2 protein-coding genes are annotated in these 3,265 nt (G+C 39.4%); both read left to right on the top strand.

The annotated features are described in order from the left end of the window. The coding region (locus ACE1CC_RS36620; protein WP_413275359.1) for a CHAT domain-containing protein at positions 1-724 on the top strand (724 nt) is incomplete at its 5' end. Between the two features lie 139 nt (positions 725-863). Beyond that, positions 864-3,065 (top strand): caspase family protein, encoded by a 2,202-nt coding sequence (locus ACE1CC_RS36625; RefSeq protein WP_413275360.1) that lies wholly within the window; start codon positions 864-866, stop codon positions 3,063-3,065. Positions 3,066-3,265: the final 200 nt, after the last annotated feature.

Consider the following 3,265-nt stretch of genomic DNA (forward strand, 5'->3'; position numbering starts at 1 on the left):
TCTCACCGCACCCTCAATTCAAGTCTTAGAATTAACTCATGCTAAAAAAGCAGAAATGCAGCAAAGCAGAGGTGCAGGAGAAAAGAGTTTCCAAAATTTAATTGTCGGTAATCCAACCATGCCATCTTTAACCTTAAAAATAGGTGAACCACCGGAACAGTTATCACCTTTACCAGGAGCACAACAAGAAGCAATTGAAATTGGTAAATTATTCAATACTCAACCTTTAATTGGTTCTCAAGCTAAAGAAGCAACAATTAAATCTCAAATCTCTCAAGCTAACATTATTCACTTCGCCACACACGGACTTTTAGATTATGGAGAACTGCAAGGAAAATATCGGGCTGGAGTACCGGGCGCATTAGCTTTTACACCCGACGAAAAAGAAGATGGTTTGCTGACTTCTGATGAAATTCTCGATTTAAAATTGAAAGCTTCCTTAGTAGTTTTAAGTGCTTGTGATACTGGGAGAGGAAAACTTACAGGTGATGGGGTAGTTGGATTATCTCGCGCTTTTATTACTGCGGGAACACCCAGCATAGTTGTTTCTTTGTGGGCGGTTCCTGATGCACCAACATCTGATTTAATGAAGGAGTTTTATCAGCAAATGAGGACAAATCCGAATAAAGCGCAAGCATTACGTCAGGCAATGTTAACTATTATGAAAACTCGCCCTCATCCGAAAGATTGGGCAGCTTTCACTTTCATCGGAGAAGCATTTTAAAAGTACGTTGTTGCGCTTCAGCGCTCTTCCGACTGTGGCGCTGAAGCGCAACAACGTACAAATTCTGTGGCGCTGAAGCGCAACAACGTACAAATTCTGTGGCGCTGAAGCGCAACAACGTACAAATTCAGGAGGAATTATGAAACGGCGGCATTTTTTACAGTTTGGTGGTTCTTTGTTGGCTAGTTTGGGAATTAGTCAAGTTGAGTTTTTTCAGCAGGCTAATCGTTATGGTAAAGTGTTGGCGCAAAGTACGCCTCGGAAGCTGGCTTTGTTGGTGGGAATTAATAATTATACTGGCGATATTCGTCCTTTGCGGGGATGTTTGATGGATGTGGAAATGCAGCGAGAGTTGTTAATTCATCGCTTTGGTTTTAAGCCGCAAGATATTTTAGTAATTACAGATTCTCTAGCTACTCGTCAAGGGATTATTACTGCTTTTGAAAATCATTTAATTAAACAAGCAAAACCCGGTGATGTGGCGGTTTTTCACTATTCTGGACATGGTTCGCGGGTAGTAGATCCTGCGCCGATTAATGGTAAAAATTTGAATGGGACTATGGTTCCTATAGATACTGTTACCCCTGATAAAAATGTGGTAAAAGATATCATGGGTAAGACTTTGTTTTTGTTGATGTCGGCGGTACAAACGGAAAATTTAACTGTGGTTTTAGATAGTTGTTTTTCGGGGGGTGCTGATAGGGGAAATTTGGTGGTGCGTTCTGCAAGATTTGAGCGTGAAACCAACAACATTCAAGTCGCTTCAGAAGAATTAGAATATCAACAACAATGGTTAACCAGGCTGAAAATTTCTCCCGATAAATTTCAAGAATTACGAGGAAAAGGTATTGCTAAAGGTGTTTCATTAACTTCTGCTAGAGATAATCAACTTGCTACAGATGCGCGTTTTGATGGTTTTAATGCTGGCGCTTTTACTTATTTATTAACTCGTTATCTTTGGCAACAAAATCGTAATCAAGCTATTAGTACAACTTTTGTTAATTTAGCTTTGCGGACTCAAGATATAGCTCAAAATTCTGGTATGGTACAAGTACCGGAATATGAAGTAAAACCGGGAAGTAATTACGCAAATAAATTAGTTTATTTCAGCGAACAAACTACGCGCAGTGCGGAAGGAGTGATTCGCAAAGTAAGTGGTGATCAAGTAGAATTTTGGTTGGGTGGAATTGCTTCGCAATCATTGGAAGGTTTTCAGCAAGGGGCAATTTTTAATTTGATTGATAAACAAGGTAAGGAAATTGGACAAATTGAACAAACTTCTCGCGTCGGATTAGTTGGATATGGTAAAGTTATTAAAGCTAAACCTAATGTTGTGAAACCGGGAGTTTTACTGCGGGAAAGAGTGCGGGGAATTCCTACTGATTTAACTTTAAAAGTTGGTTTAGATGAATCTTTGGGCGCTGATAGAAGTCAAGCTGAAAAGGAAATAAAAGCTATCAGTCGGATGGAAGTTGTTGGGGTTAATCAAACAGATGTTGTACATTATATTTTAGGTCGAGTTAGGGAAAACAACTCTCGCGAATTTCAACAGTTATCAATTCCTAATCCGCCGCCAGTGGGTGCGATCGGTTTGTTTACTTCCGGGCGAAAACCAGTTGATAATACTTTTGGAATTCCTGAAGAATCTACACCAAAAGCGATTCAAGAAAGGTTGAAGTCTAAATTTAAATCTTTGCTGGCTGGGAGAATTTTACAAACTTTGGTGACAGGGGATTCTTCTACGCTTAAAGTTACTACTACTATTCAATCTGTTAATTCAAGAAGTGCTGCTAATGTGGTTAGTAGTCGGGGGAATCAAGAGGATAAAAAAGCACCGATTAATTCTGTGCAAGGTACTAAGTTTAAGCCGAATACAGAAATTAAAATTAATATTCAAAATAACGAAAATCAAAATCTTTTTATTGGTGTTGTGTTAATCGATTCTAGTGGCGAATTATTAGTTTTATTTCCCCGTGATTGGGATAAGCCGGAAGATGCGGCTTTAGTGGCTGGGGGAAAAACAATTACTATTCCTCGAACTGAGGATAATTTTAAGATTCTTTTAAAAGGGCCTTCTGGTACTTTGGAAGTGTTAGTATTGGCTAGTGTTTCTCCGGTTCGCAATGCTTTAAAGGGTTTACAAAATATTGCCAGAAGTCGCAATACTGCTAAAGGTTCTCCTTTGGGAATTAGTGAAGATGAACCGGATAAAGTAATGGGTGATTTGTTGATAGATTTTGATGAAATGTCTCGTGCTGGTGTTCAATTAGTATCTACAATTAGAGGGGTTGATACAACTAAAATTGCTGTGCTTTCTTCTTTGGTGGAAGTGGTGGAATAAGATTTTTTTGAACTGCAAAGAATGTGAAGAAAGAAGAGGAAGAGGTGGGATGGTGCGTTACTAAATGGTGCGTTACACTGGCGTTAACGCACCCTACTGATGGTGGTATAATTCCAGTCCCTAGATGGTGCGTTACACTGGCGTTAACGCACCCTACTGATGGTGGTATAATTCCAGTCCCTAGATGGTGCGTTACACTG

This window comes from Floridaenema aerugineum BLCC-F46, assembly GCF_041929345.1.
GTDB lineage: Bacteria > Cyanobacteriota > Cyanobacteriia > Cyanobacteriales > Aerosakkonemataceae > Floridanema > Floridanema aerugineum.